This window comes from Corynebacterium sp. UBA2622, from assembly GCF_002339505.1.
Classification (GTDB): domain Bacteria; phylum Actinomycetota; class Actinomycetes; order Mycobacteriales; family Mycobacteriaceae; genus Corynebacterium.
On record NZ_DDJO01000017.1, the window covers coordinates 153,734 to 169,384 of the forward strand.

Sequence of the window (15,651 nt, forward strand, 5' to 3'; positions counted from 1 at the left end):
GCGTGGACTAAGCTTTCCAGGTTAACCCCTTCCCCGACCCGCCGAGAAAATGACTGTCTACCCCGCCCCGCTCGAACCCGGCTCAACCATCCGCGTGGTCACCCCCTTCGCTTTCCCTGCCCTTCGTGGTGGACAGGGGCACGGGCGACTACCTCGCCCGGCTGGCGACGCAGCGTCTGACGGACCTGGGGCTCAACGTCACTTTCGGTGCCCACGTCAACGAGTCCGACGAGTTCTACACCTCGGAGGTGGAGTCGCGGGTGCGCGACATCCACGCGGCGTTCCGCGACCCGGAGGTCGACGGCATCCTCTCCGTCATCGGCGGGTTCAACAGCAACGAGCTCCTGCCGTTCCTCGATTATGACCTCATCGCGGCGAACCCCAAGTTCCTCTGCGGGCACTCCGACATCACCGCTCTCCAGAACGCCCTGTTCGCGCGCGCCGGGCTGGTGACGTACTCGGGGCCGCACTGGTCCACCTTCGGCATGCGCGACCACAGCGAGCTGACCCGGCGCTCCTTCCGGCACGCGGCGTTCACGTCCGAGCCGATCGAGTGGGAGTCCAGCCCGTGGTACACGGACGACGACTGGTTCCTCCACCAGGACAACCGCGTCACCGAGCCCACCACGGGCTGGTGGGCCATCCAGGAGGGCGAGACCGCGGGTACGGCGATCGGTTCCAACCTGAGCATCTTCACCCTCCTGCACGGCACGGAGTACCTTCCGGAGCTCGCCGGCAGCGTCCTCTTCGCGGAGGTGACCATGAACTCGGACATCACGGAGTTCCGCCGCCGCCTCATGTCCGTGATCCAGCAGCCCGGCGGGGAGGGCATCCGCGCCGTTGTGATCGGCCGCTTCCAGAACGGCAGCGGTGTCACCCGGGAGGACCTCGAGTCCACCATCGAGTCCATTCCCCTGCTGGAGAACATCCCCGTGGTGGCCAACGTGGACTTCGGCCACACGAACCCCCTGCTCACCTTCCCGGTGGGCGGGCGCGTGGAGCTGTCCGTCCACGAGGGGGCCACAACGATCCGCTTTCCCAGGGAGGCATAAGTGTCCCGAGAACTCACATCCCCGGCACAACGTTGGGGATTTTTTGCCGTTATCTCTCTCGGGCTGCTGATGATCGGTTTGGACAACTCGATCCTCTACACCGCCCTGCCCGTGCTGGAGTCCCAGCTGAACACCACACACACCCAGGCCCTGTGGATCATCAACGCGTACCCCCTGGTCATCGCCGGCCTGCTGCTGGGTACGGGCACGCTGGGTGACAAGATCGGCCACCGGCTCATGTTCACCCTTGGGCTGGCCATTTTCGGCGCGGCCTCAGCCGCCGCGGCCTTCGCCCCCACCGCCTGGGCCCTCGTGGCCGCCCGGGCGGTCCTGGGGGTGGGCGGGGCGACGATGATGCCGGCCACGCTCGCACTGATCCGCCTGACCTTTCCCGACGAGCGCGAGCGAAACACCGCCATCGGTATCTGGGGCTCGGTTGCCGTGGTCGGGGCCGGCATCGGGCCCGTCGTGGGCGGGCTGCTCCTGGAGAAGTTCTGGTGGGGCTCGGTGTTCCTCATCAACGTGCCCATCGTTGCCGTGGCGCTCATACTCACCCTCGCGCTGGCGCCGGAGAACCTCCCCAACCCGCGGCAGCACTGGGATGTCGTGTCGTCGGGGTATGCGCTGCTGGCACTTTCGGGTCTCACGATGACCATCAAGGAAACCGTCAATCCCGCCCGCACGCCCGCCCTTCTCGCCGCGGCGATGGTGGCGGCGGTGGTGGGAGGGGCGCTTTTCGGGCGTCGTCAAGCGAAGCTTGAGCAACCCCTGCTGGCCTTCGACATCTTCCGCTCGCGGCTGTTCACGGGTGGGGTCGTCGCCGCGGCGGGAGGTATGTTCGTCGTCGCGGGCGTTGAGTTGGTGACCACCCAGAAGCTCCAGCTTGTCGACGAATTCTCACCCCTTCACGCCGGAGCCGTCGTGATGGTCATGGCCCTCACGGCGATTCCCACCTCCACACTCGGGGGCGCATTCCTGCACCGGGTGGGTTTCCTGCCGTTGATCGCAGGCGGGTTTGTCACGGGTGCAGTGGGCGCCGCGGTCCTGCTCTGGGCTTCCCAGGCGGGGTCCATGCCGGGAATCCTGTCTGCGCTGGCGCTGCTGGGCATCGGCGACGGCGCGGTGATGTCCGTGGCCTCCATCGCGATCATCGGTGCCGCGCCGTTGTCGCGCTCCGGCATGGCGGCCGGCGTGGAGGAGGTCTCCTACGAGTTCGGCACGCTGCTGACCGTGGCCATCACGGGTTCGCTGCTCCCGCTGTGGTTGACCCGCAACCTCGATCACGCCACCTACAACGAGGCGTACACGTCGGCGTACCACTCGGTTGTGGCCCTTCTCGGCTCCGCCGCCGTGCTCTTCGCCCTCGTCACGTGGTGGTGCTTCCGCGACAACCCGAAGTCGGGGGAGCGCACGGCTGCGCACTAGATCGCGCTTGGGGCTGTGCCCGCGTCGGAGCGAATACACAAAAATCGCCTCCCCGGAGGGAGGCGGTTTTAGTTACCCAGGATGCCCTGGGCGTTGGAACTCTTACTTGCCGAGAGCGCCGATGAAGTTGGAGGAGAGCTCCTGAAGGCCGTAGAACGGAACCTGGATCAGGGAGCCGAGGGCGGAGATGAACTGCTGGATGGTGGTGAAGATGGTGTCAATCATTTTTGACCCTTTCGGTTGAGTTTGTGCTTACGAGAGAGACTTTATGGAAAATCCGGACCCAACAAAACCCCGGCCCCCGATCCCGGTACGGAGATTCGCAAAATAAAGTGGAAATCTCCCTACAGGTGTAACGCTTTCCAATGGCAAAATTTTTGATTTGTCCACGTCGTGGGACGGCGGGCGGGGGTAGTGGGGGTGGCAATAACGCCGCCAGCTAAGTGAAGTAGATCACATGTGCATCCGTTCGCCACGTACCCCATAATGGGGGTAAGACGACCCTGCCACAACGAAAAAGCCCGGACCCTGATCACAGAAAGGGGCCATGAACTGCGTTTTTTAAGTGACTTTTCCGCTCCACACGTTTGCTTAGCTGATGCTTGGAGGGTCGTTCGTACCCTCCCTCGACATGAACGAATTGCTTCTCACCGTGTGGGCGAACGACTCCCGCTCACCGATTACGGACGCGATCTACTACGGGTTCGAGCCAGCCTGGGCCACGCTCTGGGTGGTCTTGGCTGGCCTCGTGCTCGCTTCACGGCGTCACGATTACCGGTCCTTCTTCACTTTCGGCGCCACCGTCGCCCTGACCTGGGTGCCGGTGGTGGTGCTCAAGGTCATCGCCCACCGGCCCCGCCCCAGTGCCGCGCTCCCGCCGCACCCCGCGGCCACCCCTCCGGGGGACAGGTCCTTCCCCTCGGGCCACGTCGCCTTCGCCACCGCCCTCGCCGTGGCCGTTTTCCTGTTCACCCGAAACAGGTGAGCCCGCGGCGCCGCCGCGGCGCTCGTGCCCGTGATGGTGGCCACGGTCCTCGTCACCGGGGTGCACTACCCCTCGGATGCGCTCTTCTCCGTGGCGTGGTCGCTTCTGCTGGGTCCGGTGCGGTTCAGGCTGGTGTGCCGAGCCGGTAGCCTTCTCCCCGCACCGTCTGGACCAGGTCGGGCTCCAGCTTCCGGCGCAGGTAGTGCACGTACGTGTCCACCGCCGACTCAGAATCCCGGTGCTCGAACACGGCAGACAGCAGCTGTGCGCGGCTGAAGGCCCGGTCGGGTTGTTGCGCCAGCACTGGGAGCAGCGCGTTCTCCTTCTCCGTAAGGGCGATGTGCCCCGTGTAGGAGGACTCCACCCACTGTCCGTCGGGCCAGCTACCGATCCCGATTTCTCCGCCGTCGAAGATCCGGGTCAGGGCGCGCAGGCGGGCATCCAGCTCCTTGAACTCGAAGGGTTTGATCAGGTAGTCGTTTGCCCCCGCATCGAGGCCGCTGACCCGGTCGTGAAGCTACCCGAGGGCGGTGAGCATGATCACCGGGGTGGCATTCCGCCGCCGGCGCATCCACTCCACCAGTCCGGTGGTGTCCCCGTCGCGGAGGGCCCGGTCGAGGACGCGGGCGTCGAAAAACTCGCGCGAAAGGGTGTCGCGCGCCTCGGCGAGAGTGGTCACCCAGGTCACGTCCCACTTCAGGGCGAGGAGGTCGCGGGTAGCGGCGCCGAGCCGGAGGTCGTCCTCAAGCAGCAGCAGCTTCATGGAGCACAAGCTTAACGACGGTCCCGTTGCCACCCGTCGACCCCACCTCCACGCTTCCCCCCGCCGCGGTGACGGTGTCGCGCAGCAGCGCGAGGCCGATGCCGTGGGAGGGCTGCCGCCCGGGGGCACCGTGGGTGAAGCGTTCGACGATGCGCTCGGGCGCAATTCCCGTGATTCCCGTCCCGGTGTCGCGCACCCGCACGACCACACTGCCCCTGCCGCGTTCCCCGGTCAGGCACACGGTCCCTCCCTCGGGCGTATGGCTCAGGGCGTTGGCGAACAGGGCGGTCAGGCAGCGCTTCAGGGCCACCTCGAAGAGGTTGGCACGGGCATCGGGTGGATTAGCGACGAGGGTGACACCCAGCGCCTCCACCTGCGGTGCGAGGTCCCGGGCGGCGGCGGTGGTGGCGTCGACAAGCGATGCCGAGCCCCCACCTCGCTCGGCGGAGGCGAGGGACAGCAGGTCGCCCACGATGTCGACCATCCCCGTGGTGTCGCGGCGCAGCTCCGCGATGACCGGGCGCAGGGTGTCATCGTTGTTGAGCATCTGCAGCTGCTGCACCCGCATGTGCATCGTGGACAGGGGAGTGCGCAACTCGTGGGAGGCGTCGGCGATGAAGGTGCGCTGGCGCTCCATGGCCAGCTCCAGGGGTTTCGTCGCCTGCCGGCTGAAGAGGAACGCGGCCCCACCCTCCGCCGCCACCGCAAGAACACCCACCGCCGCGAAGGCCACCGCCAGATCCACCACGTCCAAGGTGAGAGTCACGCTCGGAACGGACTTCGGCTCCTCGGGGCCGCGGAGAAGAGCACGGCGCCGACGAGGACCATCGCACCCGACAGCGCGGCCATCCTGACACCGATGGTGAGGGCGCTTTTTTTGAATTGCCGGTCCACCCAGGGCCCTCCTTAGAGCATTCTTGGGACGCTTCCCCTTACTCTATGACCCATGCATAATTTTTCGGGCCTGAGTTCCCTCATGGATGCGGGAACCCTCCTCGCCGGTTTCGGCCCCTACGTCCTCGCGGGGCTCGCCGTCGTCGTCTTCATCGAGTCCGGCGTCCTGTTCCCCTTCCTTCCGGGTGACTCCCTCCTGGTCACCGCCGCCATCCTGCGCGGCGAGCTGAACCTGAGCGTGTGGCAGCTCGTTGTGGTGGCCATCATCGCGGCCGTCCTCGGTGACCAGGTGGGCTTCTACCTCGGACGCACCTTCGGGCGGCGGTTGTTCAAGGACGACGCACGCATCCTCCGCACCGACCGTCTCGTGGCGGCGGAGGAGTTCTTTGCCAAGCACGGGCCGCTCGCCCTGGTTCTCGGGCGCTTCGTGCCCATCGTGCGCACCTACGTCCCCTTCGCGGCGGGCACCGCGGACATGAACTACCGCAACTTCGTCGGGTGGAACGTCACGGGTGCCATCGGCTGGGTGGGCCTGATGGTCGCCGTCGGTGTGCTCCTCGGCGGCATCCCGGGCGTGGCGGACTCCATCGACATGATCGCGATCATCATCGTCTTGATTTCCGTGCTCCCGATGGTGATCAGCTGGCTGAACAACCGCCGGAAGGGGAAGAAGCAGGGGACAACCGGGAGTGTCTAGCTGACGCTCTTTACGTCGACGATGTGGAGCTGCCCGAGGGGTATGTCGGTGCCGGACGGGAAGGACATCTTCTTGTCCTCCACCACAACGGTGACGTGCTGATCCAGGTAGCGCTCCCAATTCATCGTGGCAGCCTGGTCACCGAATGTGACGGCCCAGGACTCCTGGGTCTGCATCGACCCCGCCTTGTAGGCGGTGAAGGTCTGCGGGGTGTCGAGGACCAGGATGATTTTCGTCTTGCCCGCGGGCTCACCGTTCGGAGTGGGCTTGCCCTCCATCATCTCCCCATAGGTCATCTCTTTGACTGTGCCGATCAGCGCCGTCTCACCCGGTCCGGCGGCTTGTGCACCCGCAGCGGGGGCGGGTCGGGGAGCAGGCATGTCCGGGTAAAGGAGTTGACGCGTCGCGGTGTCGAGCCACGCAACTTGCACGGCATCGGGGATGTCCTCCTCGCGCATGTACGTGGATTTCGGACCGGCCACCAGGCTCACACCCTGCACGGCCCACTGCGAGACTTTCCGCTCAGGCTGCACGGACTGGTAATCCACCTCGTAGACGCCCTGGCCGGATTGGGAGGCCATGACCTGCGCCCGGGACCCGCCGGCGCTGGAGGCGCCGTCGACAAGCACCTCGTTGCTCGGCGTGTAACCGCCCTTGCCGTCGGCGGTGAGGACCACGACGGGCGAGAACTCCTTGCTGTTGACGCGCAGCAGCATGTCCTGCACCCCGTCGGCGTTGACGTCCGTGAAGGCGTAACCGTAGGAGCCGTCGGGGTCGTAGCGCGCCGAGGGGTTGACGGGGACGGAGCCCGGGTTGGCCAGCACGTCCGCGAAGGTCTGCTCCGGCCCGGCCGACCCCGAGGGCTGGGGCTGGTCGGGGGAGCCCGGGTCCACCACCACGCCCTCGGTGGAGGTCACCGTCGAGGACGCCTCCCCCGAACCTCCCGCGGAACACGCGGACACCACCAGCGCCGAACCGGCGCACACAACGGAAATCACCCTGCGCATGGACACCCTTCCAAAAAGTCGTTTTGCCGAGCATATCGTGTGTCCGCGCAGCTCGCAGGGGTTTAGCGCAGCGCGAGCTGGCCGACCTCGCTGCGGCCGAAACACGCCTCCACATCGGGGCGCACGCTTATCGACGTCCCCCCGCCGCTCACCCTCACCCACACCTGGTTCAGGCCGGGTCGCAGGTCCACCCGGGTCGGGGCACCGTCCAGCGCCACCTCCGCGGTGCCGGCGGTGCCGGCGAAGTAGTTGAGCAGCACGGTCCACTCCACGTTGTAGAGCGGCCCGTCGAGCGCCAGGCGCGTCTCACCGCAGCCCTCGGCGCTGGTACGGGACGTGACCAGGGCCGCGGGGTGGCGGTTGCCCCGGGCGTCGATGAGCGTGGGCGAGGTGGCGGAGCCGGTGACCAACCATGGGGCGAGGTGGTCGAGGCGGTTGTGAGGGTTAGCCACGGGCAGGAGCACCTCGGCGGGCACGTCCTGGTTGAGGCCGGGTTCCCGCAGGTTGGTGAAGTACTCGCGGGCGGGCTGGTCGGCCCACGCCTGGGAGTAGGTGAAGCTGGAGACCAGCGAGGACGCCACGACGGCCGCCGCGATCGCCGGCCGTGGCGTGAGGCGGCGCTCCAAAACCGCGAGGGTGAGGGCAACGAGGACGGCGGTTTCGGAAAGGTGGCGCAGCGTGAGCACGATCTCGACGGCCGTGTCAGCCCCCGAGCGCAGCAACCACAGGCCGAGGATGGGCAGCAGAGGGTAGAGCGCAACCGGCAGCCAGGCAACGAGGAAGCGCCGTGACCACACCACAACTACCGCCACGACGAGCGCCCCGAGCAGGATCAGGGGCAGCGGGGCCTGCGCGAACGGCGGGGAGGGTTGCCACCGGTCCCACAGCCAGGGCCCGCCCGCGGCGGTGGGCAACAGGCCCTCGACGTACCCGCGCCAGACGAGGGTGCCGAGGGGGAGGCGGGCATCGCCGCCTGCCGACGGCCGGACCAGCGCCAGGTAGAGCCCGGCCCACGCGACGGTGGGCACCGCGAGTACGGCGGCGGTGCTGCGCGTTCGGGCGCGGTGCCCCCAGCAGGCCAGGGCGGCCAGAGCGAGGGGGGCGATGAGCAGCGCCCGCTCGTTGAAGGCGAGACCCACCAAAAGCCACGCGGCGGCTCGCACCGGGTCCCCCCGGCGGCCGCGGGCAGCCAACCCGATGACCATCGCCAGCGCCGCGTGCAGCGGGAGGGCGTTGATGCCCGCGGCCAGCCACGTGGTCACGGGGAGCGTCAGGGGGGAGGCCAGGTAAATGGCCACGGGGAGGGGAGCCCACCTGCCAGCGAGCTGGCGGACGGCCCACGCGACCGCCACCGCGGCCCCGAGCTGCAGACCCGCCAGCACGGCCAGGGCAGCGGGCCAGTTGAGCGGGGCGAACCGGGCAAGCGCCCACTCCACCACCCATGCGGCCGGCATGAGGTGGCCGTCGTGAGGCTGCAGCAGCGAATGCCAGAGTCCGGCCTCGCGCACCTGGGACTGCAGGATGAGGTCGTCCCAGTACAACCACCCGCGCGCGGCGATGCCCACGCGCAGCGCGACACCGATGAGGAGGACGGCGAGGGTGAGGCGCTTCTGAAGCTGGGGCACGGGGGATACCTTAGTGGGGCCGCTTACGCGTCACCCGCGCCCCCGTGCATCTAGTACTGGCTGTAGAAGCGCTCCACCGACACCAGCTGGCCGGCGTGGGGGCCGGTCTGGAACACGGCCTCACCGTGGCCGACCTGGATGGCGTTGGGGCGCAGCATGTTCACGCGGTGGTGCTCGGAGTTGTACCAGCCGTCGACCACCTGCTGCGGGGCGTAACCGGCGCCCACAGCGGCAATGTTCTCCGAGAGACAGATGGTGCCGTTGCAGCTCATCGTGTCGTGGTCGAACTCACCGGTGGTGGCCATGTGGTCCGCCCACGCCTGCGCTTGGGCGTTGAGGTCCTCGGACTCCGTCACAGCCGGGAGGCCCGCCTGGGCGCGGTAGCCGTTCACACCGTCAACGTAGGCTGACAGGCGTGCCGCACGATCCTGGGTGGCGGGCTGCGGGAGTCCGGCCTGGCCGGCGGCGGGGCCGAGGAAACCCTGGATGACGGGGCCGGGGTTGAAGGGGCCGGGGATGAACCCGACGCCGCTCGAACCGGCGGGCAGCTCGAAGGCGCTGGCGCTGGCCGCGCCGAGGAGGCTGGCACCCATCATGGCTGCGGCGGCGAGTTTGGCGGTGGTGGATGTCATGTGGACTGCATTCTCTTTCGATCGGGAACACCTATTTTTCACAACGGTACCCGCCTGGTGGCGTTTCCGCAGGTGGGGACACCCGGTTACGGGGCGTCGCTAAGCGCAGATGCCTTCATCGAGCAGCGCGAAGAGATAGCAGTTGCTCGGCGCTATGTCCTCAGCCTCGAGGAACGGCTCCACGCGCTCCACGTGGCAGGGAGGGCCGCCTAGACCGGGCGCCCCAGGTGTCACGAGCACGAAGTCGGAGATCTCCCCGGTCAAACCCCACAGCAGCTCGTCGGTCACCCCCGGGAAGCGGGCGAAGTCCCAGTTCGCGGGGAAACGTTCGCGGTAGTCCTCCGGGAGCCAGGCGCGGATCGCATCGGTGAGCATTATCGACGCCTCGATGTCCAGCCTGTCGCACGCCTCCTTCGCGATTCCCGTCAGCGTCCGGGCGTACCCAAGTTCCGGGTTGCGCCTCCTCGCCTCCGAGAGGGAATCATCCAACTCGGTGAGGAGGATGAGCCGGTGCTTCAGATCCGTCCGGGCCTCGTGCGTCGCCTGCAGCAGGCTGAGGCAGTGGTGCGAGAACGCCAGGTGGTTGTAGTACTCCACCAGGCTCACCTCAATTTCCTGGCTGTGGGAGAAGTGGGCGTCGAGTCGGCGGCGCAGGCCACGCAGCGCCGCGTGGGCAGCGGGGGTGGGGGGATCAATGCTCACGGAGAGGGTGAGCTCACCGCCTTTGAGCAGGCGGTCGACACTCAGGAAGGCGACGGGGTCGAACACGCCGCGGGGAAAGACCATGCGCCCGGGTACGAGAAACTCCTCGTCGTCGAGCTCGTGGGTCAGGTCGATTCTTAGCTGGTCACGCGACGGGAGCATCGTCTCCGCAAAATCCTCGTTGGACTGCAGGTCGTCGATGACCACGTATGGGCCGGATTGGTCCGCGCGGGTCAACGGGAAGGGCAGGGCACCCTCCAGCTCGGTCCAGAAGTCCATCGCCGCCTCGACGTCGAGCTCCCCCGCGTACTGTGCGGCCGTGACCGCCAGGGAGTGCGGGTAGGCGAAGCGCGGGTCGGATTGCTCGAGCTTTGCCAGCGCCACCCGCAGGCGTTCGAGGTAGTAGTGCACCACCGTGGGTGATTCCTCCCGCGCGTTGCCGGCGAGCTCGAAACACTGGAGCGCGTAGAACAGCTCGAAGAAGTCCTCGAGGTGGAGCTGGGCCGGCTTGGTGCCTGCCTTGGACGAGGGGCCGAGGAAGAAGCACTCCACCTCGTAGTGGATCCCGTCGACGACGGGTGAGGGCAACCCGTCGCCCTTCACGTTCCAGGTGACATCAAGGCCGTCGAGTGTCGCGGTGCCGCGGTGCAGGGTTTCTGGCATGACCCCAGTGAAGCAGGCGGGCCCGACACTGCGGAGGGGTGTTCGAACGGGTTTGTGGGGGCATCCCGGCGCTCATCTGGAGCAAACCGCCCCAAAACCGCCCCCAAAACCGCCCCGTAGACTGGCCCGCATGCCGACACCCGTGCCCGAGTACCTCGACCGCATCCTCAACCTCGTCCGCGACGAGGACGGGGGCGCGGTGGCCGACTACATCGAGAACCTGAGAAACGCGGACCCCGACAAGCTCGGACTCGCCGTGTGCACCACCACAGGCCACCTCTACGCGGTGGGAGACGCGGACGACGAGTTCTCCATACAGTCGATCTCCAAACCGTTCGTCTACGCGATGGCGCTGGAGGAGCTGGGACCGGAGGAGGTGCACAAGACGGTTGGCGTGGAACCCTCGGGCGAGGCCTTCAACGCCATTTCGCTGGACGAGGTCACCCACAAACCCGCCAACCCGATGATCAACGCGGGCGCGATCACCGTCAACCAGCTGATCAACGGCGCGCACTCCACGGTGGAGGAGCGGGTGGAGAAGATCCGGGCGTTCATGTCGCGCCTGGCGGGGCGGGAGCTGCGCATCGACGGGGACATCGTCACCAACGAGCTGGCGACGGCACACCGCAACCTCGCCATCGCCCACCTGCTGCGCGAGCACGGCATGGTGCAGGACGCCGCCCACGACGCCGTGAACAGCTACACCCAGCAGTGCTCGATCATGGTCACGGTCAACGACCTGGCGGTGATGGCCGCAACCCTGGCCAACGGCGGGGTGCAGCCCGTCACGGGTGAGTGGGTCCTGTCGGCGAAGTCGTGCCGCGTCACGCAGGCCGTGATGACGTCGGCGGGCATGTACGACGGCTCCGGCCAGTGGATGGTCAGCGTGGGCATCCCGGCAAAGTCCGGGGTGGCCGGGGGTTTAATCGGGACGATGCCGGGGCAGTTGGGGATGGCGTCGTTTAGCCCGCGGCTCAACGAGCAGGGCAACTCCGTGCGCGGGGTGAAGATCTTCCGCGAGCTGTCGAACTCGCTGGGGCTGAACCTGATGTCCTCGGATTACTACGCCGCGCCGGGCATCAAGTCCGTCGACCGCGGCGAGGAGCGCACCGTGGTGGAGCTGCAGGGCACCATCAACTTCACCGCGGCCGAGAAGATCCTCCACGATCTCACCGACATGAACCTCGTGGGCGAGAACCTGGTGCTCGACGTGTCGGGGGTGACCAGCTTCAACAAGGCGGGGCGCATGCTGATCAAGGAGGGCTTCCGGGAGTTCCGCGACGCGGGCTGCGACGTGAAGATCTACGACCCCGACGGCGCCATGCCGGACTACGAGTTCTCCGACGGCACCTACGTGGAGGCCATCAAGGACTTCTCGGCATCCTTCGAGGTCCCGGCCACGCGCGAGGAGGTCTACCGCGCGATCTCCAACCCCGGGGAGTGGTGGGACGAGCCGGTCGAGGGCGACGCTTCTTTCCAGCTCAGCACCGAGGACCACAGCGAGTTCACCGTCGAGGAGGCGAAGGAGGGCGAGCGCCTGGTGTGGCACGTGGAACCCTCCGGCCACGGTGACGAGGACAACGGGTGGCGCGACACCGACATCATCTGCGAGCTCGAGGACGGCGATGACGGTGAGACGCACGTCCGCTTCACCCACCGGGGCCTCAAGCCCCACGAGGAGCACTACTCGGAGATCACCGAGGGGTGGAGGAGGCGCCTCGCGGGCCGCCTCCAGCCGCTGATCAAGCGGTCGGAGAGCTAGCTTCCCGCTTGTCGACGCCCTCCGCGGGCGTCAATCCTCCAGCTGGGCGTCGAGCCGGTGCTCGTCCTGCTGACGCCGCTTCGCGGCGGTCCTGGGGCCGAAGACCAGGAGGGCCACGGTCGCCGCGACCGCACCGACGACCATTCCGAACGTGGCGCTGGCGCTGCTTCCAAACGCGTTGTAGGCGATGCCGCCCATGCCAATGATCCACAGCAGGAAGAAGGGCGCGTTCGCCCGGGTGAGGAGGCGCCGGGCCCGGGGGCGCGGGGCGTAGTTGCGCAGCCAGGACTGGGCGACGAGCTGGGCCCACACCGTGGGGAGGATAACGAGGACGGAATAGAGGGAGTCGTACCCGGGGAGCACCCACGCCAGAAACGCGAAGGCGAGCGCGAGGACGAACGGCTCCGCCTCCACCGCCACCGTGTTGGCCTTGTGGAGCATGGTGCGCTGGTATTCGTCGTCGGCCGTGGCCTCCGTGGTGCGGACCGCGTAGTCGCCGAAGTTTTTCAGTGCCTGCATTGTTCTACCCTTCCTGTTCGTCGCCGAAGATCTCCTCGACGGTTTTTCCGAGGACCCTGCAAATGTCGAGCGCCAGGTGGACCGAGGGGGAGTAGTTGCCCCGCTCGATGTTGGCCACCGTCTGCCGCGAGACCCCGACCCGATCGGCGAGGTCCTGTTGCGACATCTCGTGCCACCGGCGCCATTTCCGGACCATGTTGTCGTGTTCCGTCATGAACGCTCCTTATCAACGCGTGTAGTCACACCATAAACAAAACGCGACTAGGTGTAAAGGATAATTGTCAAAATAGGTAAGGGGGTGGTCACGGGTACGTCGAAAAGCGGAGACCTGCCGACAACCGCGCTACGGGAACGTAGCCTGGCTATGACCACTTCCGTCGGACAAGGAGTAGCGATGATCGACGACACCATCTGGTGGCACGTGTACCCCCTCGGGGCGACCGGCGCGCCCGTGCGCAACCGTGAGGAGGTCGACGCCGGCCACCGCCTGCGCCAGCTCGGCCCCTGGCTCGACTACCTCATCGAGCTCGGTTGCAACGGTTTGCTGCTCGGCCCGATCTTCGAGTCGGTGGGCCACGGGTACGACACCCTGGACCATTACGCCATCGACTCGCGCCTGGGCGACGATTCGGACTTCGACTGGCTCATGGAGGAGTGCAACGCCCGCGGCATTCGCGTCATGCTCGACGGCGTGTTCAACCACGTCGCCGCGACGCACCCGGCCGTGGCGGAGGGCCTCGCCGGTGAGACCAGCTGGGAGGGCCACGACGAGCTGGCCACGCTGCACCACTCCGACGAACGGGTGGTGGAGATGGTCGCCGACATCATGAAGTACTGGCTTTGCCGCGGCATCGCGGGGTGGCGCCTGGACGTGGCGTACGCCGTTCCCGCCGAGTTCTGGCGCGAGGTGATCGGCAGGGTGCGGGAGGAGTTCCCCGGGGCGATGTTCCTCGGTGAGGTCATCCACGGCGACTACGCAGGCATCGCCGAAGCCGGGACGATGGACTCGGTGACGCAGTACGAGCTGTGGAAGGCGCTCTGGTCCTCGATCCACGACGTGAACTTCTGGGAGCTCGACCACGCGCTGGGCCGCCACCAGACCATCGCGGAGAGGATCCTGCCCAACACGTTCGTGGGCAACCACGACGTGGACCGCATCGCCAGCAAGGTCGGCCAGGGCGGGGCGATCGTGGCCCTGGCGATCCTCATCACGGTCCCGGGGATGCCGAGCATCTACTACGGCGACGAACAGGGCTTCGAGGGCCTGCGCACGGAGGGCTTCGAGGCGGACGACGCCGTGCGCCCCGCCCTGCCCGCCACGCCGGAGGATCTTTCCCCGCTGGGGCACTGGGTCTACGAGCAGCACCAGGCGCTCATCGGCCTGCGCCGCCGCCACCCGTGGCTCACCCGCGGGGCGGTGGAGGTGTTGGACAAGACCAACGAGACCATCACGCTGCGGGCTTTCGCGGGGGACGAGGAGCTGCTCACCGACGCCTGGCTCACCCCGTCCCCGGGGGTGCGCATCCGCACCCGGGACGACGAGACCCTCTACGAGTGGCAGTAGGCGGGACTACACCCCCAGGAATCGTCGCACCAGCGAGCGGTACGCGCGGGTGGTGAGCTCCACGTCGGCCACCTCCACGTACTCGTCGTGGCTGTGCAGCAGGTCGAGCACCTCGCCCAGCGTCCGCTCGCGCGCGTGCAGCGCGAAGCCGTAGCCCACCCCTCCCTTCTTCCGGGCGAAGCGGAGATCGGAGCCCCCGGCGGCGATGGTCGGCACGACGGGGACCCCGGGGAAGAATTCACCGAAGGTATCCACGATGGCGTCGTAGAGCGGGCCCGAGGTGGGGGAGACGGTGGCGTCCTCGGTGATGAGGTGCTCGATCTCGACGCGGTCCGCGAGGTCGCCGAGGGCCGAGCGGAGCAACTGGTCGATCTCCTCCTGCGTCTGCCCCGGGAGGGGCCGGATGTCCAGCTCCAGGTGGGCGGAGGAGGGCAGGACGTTGATCGCCGAACCGGCCTTGAGCACCGTGGGCGCGATGGTGAGGTGGCTCATTGCGTGGGAGTAGCGGGCGAGGTCGCCGAGGGCGGGGTAATTCCGGCCGTCGAGAAGCGCGCGCTCCGTCTCGGGGTCGAAGCGGAAGGCGCGCACGTAGCCCTCCCACAGATCGTCCGAACGCACCTCGGGTTCGAGCGCCGCTACTCGACGCGCCACCTCCGCGATCAGGGCCACCGCCGAGTCCCGGCCGTAGGGTGCGGAACCGTGGCCGGTGTCGCCGTGGACCGTGAGGCGTCGCTGGGCGGCGCCCTTCTCACCCACGACCACGATCAGCGCGTCGGAACCGTCCCGGACCGGGAGGTGGGAGCCGCCCTCCTCGGAGAGGCAGTTGCGCCAGCTGAAGGCGTCGGGGGTGTTTTCCGCGAGCCAGCCGGCACCGAACCCTCCGCGGGCCTCCTCGTCGGCGCAGCCCACGAAGGTGAGGGTGCCCCTCGGTTTCAGGCCTGAGGCGGCGACCCCGCGGGTCACGGCGGCCATCGCGGCGGTGATGTAGAGCATGTCGGTGGTGCCGCGGCCGTAGATGCGCCCGTCGCGTTCCTCGGCACCGAAGGGGTCGGTGGTCCACTTCTCGGCGTCCACGGGGACGACGTCGGTGTGGCCCAGCAGGGTGAGGGGTTCCGCGCCGGGGTCGGAGCCCTCGACGGTGAAGGCGACGGAGACGCGGCCCGGGCGGGGTTCGAAGCGCTGCACCGTGACATCCGTACCGGCGAAGAAGCGCTCGAGCGTCTCGGCGTTTCGGACCTCCTGGCCGGAGTCGGGAGTGAGGTCGTTGACGCACCCGTTGCGGACCAGCTCCTTCAGCAGGGCGATCGCGGAATTGGTGAGTGAGTTGTCGGTGGTGGGCATGGGAAAGACGTTACCCACGG

Annotated in this window: 17 protein-coding genes; 6 read left to right on the top strand and 11 right to left on the bottom strand. The window is 67.6% G+C overall.

What is annotated here, in order from left to right:
- The first annotated feature begins 125 nt into the window (after positions 1-125).
- Together B3611_RS07750 and B3611_RS07755 are read left to right on the top strand one after the other, a co-directional pair.
- On the top strand, positions 126-1,052 hold the full coding sequence (locus tag B3611_RS07750; RefSeq protein ID WP_291314505.1) for a S66 family peptidase: 927 nt from the start codon (positions 126-128) through the stop codon (positions 1,050-1,052).
- Complete coding sequence (locus B3611_RS07755) at positions 1,053-2,477, top strand: MFS transporter (RefSeq protein WP_291314506.1); 1,425 nt, start codon at positions 1,053-1,055, stop codon at positions 2,475-2,477.
- 102 nt (positions 2,478-2,579) lie between these two features.
- Here the strand turns inward: B3611_RS07755 and B3611_RS07760 are convergent, their stop codons facing one another.
- A complete protein-coding gene (locus B3611_RS07760; protein WP_291314507.1) occupies positions 2,580-2,702 on the bottom strand; it encodes a hypothetical protein in 123 nt (40 codons plus the stop codon).
- A 406-nt stretch (positions 2,703-3,108) separates the two neighbouring features.
- Here B3611_RS07760 and B3611_RS07765 point away from each other — a divergent pair, with 406 nt between their 5' ends.
- Positions 3,109-3,462: a phosphatase PAP2 family protein gene (locus B3611_RS07765; protein ID WP_291314508.1), complete on the top strand. Its 354-nt coding sequence runs from the start codon at positions 3,109-3,111 to the stop codon at positions 3,460-3,462.
- A 124-nt stretch (positions 3,463-3,586) separates the two neighbouring features.
- Here the strand turns inward: B3611_RS07765 and B3611_RS07770 are convergent, their stop codons facing one another.
- From B3611_RS07770 to B3611_RS07780, 3 genes are all read right to left on the bottom strand, one after another.
- A complete protein-coding gene (locus B3611_RS07770) occupies positions 3,587-3,826 on the bottom strand; it encodes a winged helix-turn-helix domain-containing protein (protein ID WP_291314509.1) in 240 nt (79 codons plus the stop codon).
- Between the two features lie 153 nt (positions 3,827-3,979).
- On the bottom strand, positions 3,980-4,225 hold the full coding sequence (locus B3611_RS07775) for a hypothetical protein (protein ID WP_291314510.1): 246 nt from the start codon (positions 4,223-4,225) through the stop codon (positions 3,980-3,982).
- A complete protein-coding gene (locus tag B3611_RS07780; protein ID WP_291314511.1) occupies positions 4,206-4,991 on the bottom strand; it encodes a sensor histidine kinase in 786 nt (261 codons plus the stop codon). Before B3611_RS07780 ends, B3611_RS07775 begins: the two co-directional genes overlap by 20 nt.
- Before the next feature lie 180 nt (positions 4,992-5,171).
- Here B3611_RS07780 and B3611_RS07785 point away from each other — a divergent pair, with 180 nt between their 5' ends.
- Entirely contained in the window at positions 5,172-5,816 is a 645-nt protein-coding gene (locus B3611_RS07785; RefSeq protein ID WP_291314512.1) for a DedA family protein, read from the top strand.
- Here B3611_RS07785 and B3611_RS07790 read toward each other — a convergent pair.
- The 4 genes from B3611_RS07790 to B3611_RS07805 all read right to left on the bottom strand — a co-directional run bounded on the left by B3611_RS07790 (position 5,813) and on the right by B3611_RS07805 (position 10,445).
- On the bottom strand, positions 5,813-6,823 hold the full coding sequence (locus tag B3611_RS07790; protein WP_291314513.1) for a hypothetical protein: 1,011 nt from the start codon (positions 6,821-6,823) through the stop codon (positions 5,813-5,815). The genes B3611_RS07785 and B3611_RS07790 overlap by 4 nt on opposite strands.
- A 62-nt stretch (positions 6,824-6,885) precedes the next feature.
- Positions 6,886-8,448, bottom strand: a complete 1,563-nt coding sequence (locus tag B3611_RS07795) for a hypothetical protein (protein WP_291314514.1) — start codon at positions 8,446-8,448, stop codon at positions 6,886-6,888.
- A gap of 50 nt (positions 8,449-8,498) precedes the next feature.
- Entirely contained in the window at positions 8,499-9,080 is a 582-nt protein-coding gene (locus B3611_RS07800) for a CAP domain-containing protein (protein ID WP_291314515.1), read from the bottom strand.
- Positions 9,081-9,179: 99 nt separating this feature from the next.
- Positions 9,180-10,445 carry a hypothetical protein gene (locus tag B3611_RS07805; RefSeq protein ID WP_291314516.1) on the bottom strand — a complete coding sequence of 422 codons (1,266 nt, stop codon included), beginning with the start codon at positions 10,443-10,445 and terminating at the stop codon, positions 9,180-9,182.
- Positions 10,446-10,575: 130 nt separating this feature from the next.
- On the opposite strand from B3611_RS07805, the gene B3611_RS07810 reads away from it, so the two are divergent.
- Entirely contained in the window at positions 10,576-12,207 is a 1,632-nt protein-coding gene (locus B3611_RS07810; RefSeq protein ID WP_291314517.1) for a glutaminase, read from the top strand.
- Between the two features lie 30 nt (positions 12,208-12,237).
- Here B3611_RS07810 and B3611_RS07815 read toward each other — a convergent pair whose 3' ends face one another.
- Both B3611_RS07815 and B3611_RS07820 read right to left on the bottom strand, forming a co-directional pair.
- Complete coding sequence (locus tag B3611_RS07815) at positions 12,238-12,726, bottom strand: hypothetical protein (RefSeq protein ID WP_291314518.1); 489 nt, start codon at positions 12,724-12,726, stop codon at positions 12,238-12,240.
- A gap of 4 nt (positions 12,727-12,730) precedes the next feature.
- Positions 12,731-12,940: a helix-turn-helix transcriptional regulator gene (locus B3611_RS07820; protein ID WP_291314519.1), complete on the bottom strand. Its 210-nt coding sequence runs from the start codon at positions 12,938-12,940 to the stop codon at positions 12,731-12,733.
- Between the two features lie 180 nt (positions 12,941-13,120).
- Between B3611_RS07820 and B3611_RS07825 the strand changes: the two genes are divergently transcribed.
- Entirely contained in the window at positions 13,121-14,290 is a 1,170-nt protein-coding gene (locus B3611_RS07825; RefSeq protein WP_291314520.1) for an alpha-amylase family protein, read from the top strand.
- A gap of 6 nt (positions 14,291-14,296) precedes the next feature.
- Here the strand turns inward: B3611_RS07825 and B3611_RS07830 are convergent, their stop codons facing one another.
- Positions 14,297-15,631, bottom strand: a complete 1,335-nt coding sequence (locus tag B3611_RS07830; RefSeq protein ID WP_291314521.1) for a M20/M25/M40 family metallo-hydrolase — start codon at positions 15,629-15,631, stop codon at positions 14,297-14,299.
- Between the last annotated feature and the right edge of the window lie 20 nt (positions 15,632-15,651).